4 protein-coding genes and 1 pseudogene are annotated in these 5,812 nt (G+C 64.0%); all 5 read right to left on the reverse strand.

Going from position 1 to position 5,812, the window contains the following annotated elements:
* A partial coding sequence (locus tag Q0H50_RS07975) for an orotidine 5'-phosphate decarboxylase / HUMPS family protein (RefSeq protein ID WP_294421192.1) occupies window positions 1–285 on the reverse strand: 285 nt, incomplete at its 3' end.
* A complete protein-coding gene (locus tag Q0H50_RS07980) occupies window positions 279–1,229 on the reverse strand; it encodes a dihydroorotate dehydrogenase (protein WP_294421196.1) in 951 nt (316 codons plus the stop codon). The genes Q0H50_RS07975 and Q0H50_RS07980, both read right to left, overlap by 7 nt.
* Complete coding sequence (locus Q0H50_RS07985; protein ID WP_294421198.1) at window positions 1,230–2,036, reverse strand: dihydroorotate dehydrogenase electron transfer subunit; 807 nt, start codon at window positions 2,034–2,036, stop codon at window positions 1,230–1,232.
* A gap of 344 nt (window positions 2,037–2,380) precedes the next feature.
* Entirely contained in the window at window positions 2,381–5,635 is a 3,255-nt protein-coding gene (carB, locus tag Q0H50_RS07990) for a carbamoyl-phosphate synthase large subunit (RefSeq protein ID WP_294421200.1), read from the reverse strand.
* Window positions 5,628–5,812, reverse strand: a pseudogene (locus Q0H50_RS07995) (carbamoyl-phosphate synthase small subunit); the annotation flags it as partial. The pseudogene Q0H50_RS07995 and the gene carB, both read right to left, overlap by 8 nt.

Below are 5,812 nucleotides of genomic sequence, written 5' to 3' on the forward strand. Positions count from 1 at the left end.
GTGCATGGTCATCATGTCGGCACCGCTGGCCGCAGCGGAGAACGCCGCGCCCTCGACCTGATGCGGAATGTCATGGAACTTCAGGTCCAAGAACACCTTGAAGCCGCGCTCCTTGAGGGCATAGACCACGGCGGGGCCGTTCGCGTAGAACAGCGTCATGCCCACCTTCATCCAGGTGGCCTTGCCTTGCAGCTTGTCGGCCAGCTCGAAGGTCTCCTCGATGTCGCAGTCGACGGCTACGATGACGCGGTCGCGCTCGGGGATATCGGAAAACGAGGTTAGCATTGCAGCGCTCCAATCAGTTCGTTGACGTCTTTGACGCCATGACGCTCGCAATAGTCGGCGATTCCGTCGATGACGTCGATGGTTGCCTGGGGGTTGACGAAGTTCGCCGTGCCCACCGCCACGGCGGTGGCGCCGGCGAGCATGAACTCCACGGCGTCGGTGCCGTTCGAGATGCCGCCCATGCCCAGAAGCGGGATCTTCACCGCGTTGTGGCACTGCCACACGCAGCGCAGGGCCACGGGTTTGATGGCAGGGCCGGAGAAGCCCGCGAAGGGACGCGACGTGAGCGTGCAGCGGCGCTCGGCGTCGATGGCCATGCCCATGAGCGTGTTGATGAGCGAGATGGCATCGGCGCCGGCGGACTCGGCGGCGCGGGCGATCTCGGAGATGTCGGTGACGTTGGGCGTGAGCTTGACGATGAGCGGGCGGGCGGTTGCTTCACGGCACATGCCGACCACCTTCTCGACGGAAGGCACATGCGTGCCGAGGGTCATACCGCCGGCATCGACGTTCGGGCACGAGATGTTGACCTCGTACGCATCGACGGGCGCTTCCTCGAGCGCCTCGATGACCTGCACGTACTCATCGAAGCTGTGGCCGGAAACGTTCACGATGGCGGTTGCGCCCACCTCGGCAAGCCACGGCAGCTCGCAGGCCTTCAGATGCTCGACGCCGGGGTTTTGCAGGCCGATGGAGTTGAGCATGCCGGAAGGAACCTCGGCGATGCGCGGGGAGGCGTTGCCCTCCCAGCCGTTGAGCGAGACGCCTTTGGTGGTGACGGCGCCAAGGGCGGAGACGTCCACAAAGTCGGAGTACTCGCGACCTGCGGCGAAGGTGCCGGAAGCCGTGGTCACGGGGTTTTTCATAGCAAGTCCGCCAAGGTTGACGGCCATGTTCACGTTCGTGGGAGCCGCGGTTGCGGGAAGCATAGGGGTCGCAGTCATCTACCACACCACCTTTTCAGCATCGAACACCGGGCCGTCCACGCACGAGCGCTTCTTGCCGTCGACCGTGTCGACCACGCAAGACAAGCACGCGCCCACACCGCAGGCCATGCGCTTTTCCAGGGAGATCTGGCACGGCACGCCGGCCTCGCCCGCCTGGCCGGCCACGATCTTCATGAGGGGCTCGGGGCCGCAGCACGCCACGTACTGATAGGGGGCTCCGTCGACGCCGGCGGCGAGGGCCTCCTCGACCAAGGAGGTGCAGAAGCCTTTTCGGCCGAGCGTGCCGTCGTCGGTGGCCACGCGCACATCGCGTCCCAGGAGCTGCTCGTAGCGCTTCAAGCATACAAGGGCATCGGCGGTTTGCGCACCGAGCACCACATCGACATGCACGCCGGAGCCGACGAGCTCCTGGCACAGCATGAACAGGGGCGCCGCGCCCACGCCGCCGCCCACGAGCAGCGCGCGCTGCGTTCCGGCGGGCGCCTGCCAGCGGCGGCCGACCGGCCCGATGAGTTCGGCGGATTCGATTTCGTTTGCCACATCGGGTGCGAGCGCGGCAAGATGGTTCGTGCCGAAGCCGACCGTTTGATACAGCACGTCGAGCGTGCCGCCGGCGGCATCTGCCGCATATACGGAAAACGGACGGCGCAGCACGTGGCCCTCCATTCCGGGGATCTTCATATGCACGAACTGACCGGGTTCGATCGCGGCCGCGATGGCCGGCGAGGAAAGCGTCATGAGATACAGATTCGGGCCGACGCACTCGTTTTCCAGAATGCGGACCCGCTCGTTCACAAGCGCCACAGGGCTCCTTCCGTCACGGTGGCCGCGATGCGGCCCTGGCTACGTTGTGAGCGATTGTACCATTGCTGCAGCTGACGGGGGGAAATGCCGACAAGTCGCACGCAAACGGACCATGAGCGCGCCCGAAAGCCCGCACGAGAAGCGATGAAGAGCAAGGCTCGGGACGACATAGAAGGCGGTGGCGCCCTGCAAGCTTTGCGGGGCGCCACCGCGCGAAACCCATCACCGTTGCCGCTTCCCCGCCGATTCGCACGACGACGGGGACCACGAGGCAAAAGGAGCAAAAGGCTCATAACATACGCGGATCGAACCACCGGAACGCATGCGCATGGCGGGTATGAGCCCTACTGCACCGGATCCCCTTCGATCGGCAAAGGATGCTGCGGAAGATCTTGCAGCGCGATCACCTTAAGCCCGTTCGCACGCATGGCCTCCAAGCCGGCAGCCATGGCCTGAGCGCCCGCAAGCGTGGTGATTTGCGTGACCCCGTGCTTGACGGCCTCGGTGCGAAGTTCATAGCCGTCATCGCGGGTGGCATGGCCGAACGGCGTGTTGATCATGAGCGCTATCTCGCCTCCGACGAGCATGTCGAGCACGTTGGGCGATCCTTCGCTGATCTTCTTCACCGGTGTACAGTCTACACCGGCTGCCTGAAGCGTCCGTGCGGTGCCCAAAGTAGCCACGATATGGAAGCCGAGGCGCACGAAATCGCGTGCAATGGGCACGATGCCGCGCTTGTCGCGATCGCACACGCTGACGAACACCGTTCCCCCTTCAGGAAGCTTGTAGCTGATGGCAAGCTGCGTTTTATCGAACGCACACGGGAAGTTCTCGGCGATGCCCATGACCTCGCCGGTCGATTTCATCTCAGGTCCAAGGATGGTATCGGCGCCCGGGAAGCGGCCGAAGGGCATGACCGCCTCCTTGACGCTGAAATGGTCCAAACGCCGCTCGTCGCTGGGCAGGCGCAGATCAGCGATGCGCTCCCCCGCCATGATGCGGGCCGCCGCCTGGGCCAGGGGCACGCCGGTCGCCTTCGAGGCGAACGGCACGGTGCGGCTAGCGCGCGGATTTGCCTCGATCATATAGATGACCTGGTCTTTGATGGCGAACTGGATGTTGAGCAGGCCCACCACGCCCAAGCGCAGCGCCAGGCGGCGCGCGATGGAGCGCAGCTGCGCCTGAATTGCGTCGGAAAGAGAGAACGGCGGCGTGCAGCACGCAGAGTCGCCGGAATGGATGCCGGCCATCTCGATGTGCTCCATGATAGCGCCGACATACGTCTCGGCGCCGTCGCACAAAGCGTCAAGGTCGAGCTCGACCGCTCCCTCAAGGAAGCGATCGAGATATACCGGATGATCCGGCGTGATCTTGGCCGCCTCGGCCATGTAGCGTTTCAGCTGGCCATCGTTGTAGACGATACCCATGCCGCGCCCGCCGAGCACGTAGCTGGGGCGCACGAGCAGCGGGAAGCCGATATCGGCGGCAACCGCGCGCGCCTGCTCGAAGGTGGTCGCCTGCCCCGCAGCCGGATACGCGATGTCGAGCTCATCGCACACGGCGCGGAATCGGTCGCGGTCCTCGGCAAGGTCGATGGCCTCGGGCTTCGTGCCCATGATGTTGACGCCCGCATCCTGCAGAGCCGCGGCCAGCTTCAGCGGGGTTTGCCCGCCTAACGTGACCACCACGCCATAGGGCTGCTCGACATCGACGATGTCCATGACGTCTTCGAACGTGAGCGGCTCGAAATAGAGCTTATCGGAGGTATCGTAGTCGGTCGACACGGTTTCGGGGTTGCAGTTGACCATGATGGTCTCGTACCCCGCATCGCGCAGCGCATAGCTGGCATGCACGCAGCAGTAATCGAACTCGATGCCCTGCCCGATGCGGTTCGGGCCGGCGCCCAAGATCATGACGCTCTTGCGCCCTGGCGTGGCAACGGCCTCGTTTTCGTCGGCATCGTAGGTTTTGTAGTGGTATGCCGTGGTGCCGGGGAATTCGGCAGCACAGGTATCGACCGTCTTGAACGCGGGCACCACGCCGAGATGCTTGCGCTGCGCGCGCACTTCCAGCTCATCGGCGCCGCAAAGATGCCCGATCTGCACATCGGACAGGCCCATGCGCTTCAGAAGACGGAAGGCGTCCGCATCAAGCTGGTCGAGCGGCAAGCCGCGAAGGTTATCCTCGATGGTCACGATATCGCGCATGCGATCGATGAACCACGGATCGATGCCCGTGGCAGCATGCAACCGCTCCGTGCTCCATCCGCGGCGCAGCGCCTCTGCCATGTAGAAGATGCGATCTTGCGTCGGGCGGCCGACCAGCTCATCGAAGCCGTCCTGCTCCAAGACCTCCTTGCATTTGCCATCGGCGTTCAAGCCGGCACGTCCGTTTTCCAGCGAGCGCATGGCCTTGCCCAATGCCTCCTCGAACGTACGCCCGATCGCCATGATCTCACCGACGGCCTTCATGCGCGTGGACAAGACATCATCGGCACCCTGGAACTTCTCGAACGCGAAGCGCGGGACCTTCACCACGCAATAGTCGATGGAAGGCTCGAAGCAGGCGGGCGTGGCCTTGGTGATGTCGTTGACGATCTCGTCGAGCGTGTACCCGACGGCAAGGCGCGCCGCCGCCTTCGCGATGGGGAAGCCGGTGGCCTTTGAGGCAAGCGCCGAGGAGCGCGACACGCGCGGGTTCATCTCGATGACCACCATGCGGCCGTTTTGCGGGTTCACGGCGAACTGCACGTTCGATCCGCCCGTTTCCACGCCCACCTTCTCAAGGATGGCCAGGCTTGCCGCGCGCATGCGCTGGTATTCCACATCGCTGAGCGTTTGAGCAGGGGCGACGGTGATGGAATCGCCCGTGTGCACGCCCATGGCGTCAAGGTTTTCGATGGAGCAGACGATGATGCCGTTTCCAGCCTTATCGCGCATGACCTCCATCTCGTACTCTTTCCAGCCCTCGATGGACTCCTCCACGAGCACCTCGCCGGCAGGCGACAGCTCCAGGCCCTGCGACACGATAAGGCGCAGCTCCTCCTCGTTGTGCGCGATGCCGCCGCCGGCGCCGCCCATGGTGAAGCTCGGGCGCAAAACCACCGGATACCCGAGCTTTTCCACGATGGCCAGCGCATCCTCGACGCGATATGCGTAATCGCTGCGGGCCGTTTCGATGCCAAGCTCCGCCATGCACTCGTTGAACAGCTTTCTATCCTCGCCGCGTTTGATGGCGTCAAGGTCGCAGCCGATCATCTCCACGCCGTATTTCCCCAAAACGCCGGATTCGGCAAGCTCGACCGCGGCGTTGAGGCCGGTTTGCCCGCCTAAAGTGGGAAGCAGCGCATCGGGATGCTCGCGGGCGATGACCCGTTCGACGAACTCGGCGGTGATCGGCTCGACATAGGTGCGGTCGGCCATGGCGGGATCGGTCATGATGGTGGCCGGGTTCGAGTTGACCAGCACCACGCGATAGCCCTCATCCTTGAGCACCTTGCAGGCCTGCGTGCCAGAGTAATCGAATTCGCATGCTTGCCCGATGACGATGGGACCCGACCCTATGACCAGGATGGTTTCGATATCGTTGCGTTTAGGCATTCGCGGGCTCCTTCGCTGCTTCGGCGCCGAACCGCCAGCCGGCCAAGCGATCGACGGCGATGTCGATGTCCAGATAATCCTTACGTCCCTCCATCAAGCGCGCGAACGCGGAGAACAGGTAATGCGCATCGGTCGGGCCCGGCGCGGCCTCAGGGTGGTATTGCACGCAAAAGGCAG

Origin of the sequence: uncultured Senegalimassilia sp., from assembly GCF_934632265.1 — a bacterium.
In the GTDB taxonomy this organism is placed as follows: domain Bacteria; phylum Actinomycetota; class Coriobacteriia; order Coriobacteriales; family Eggerthellaceae; genus Senegalimassilia.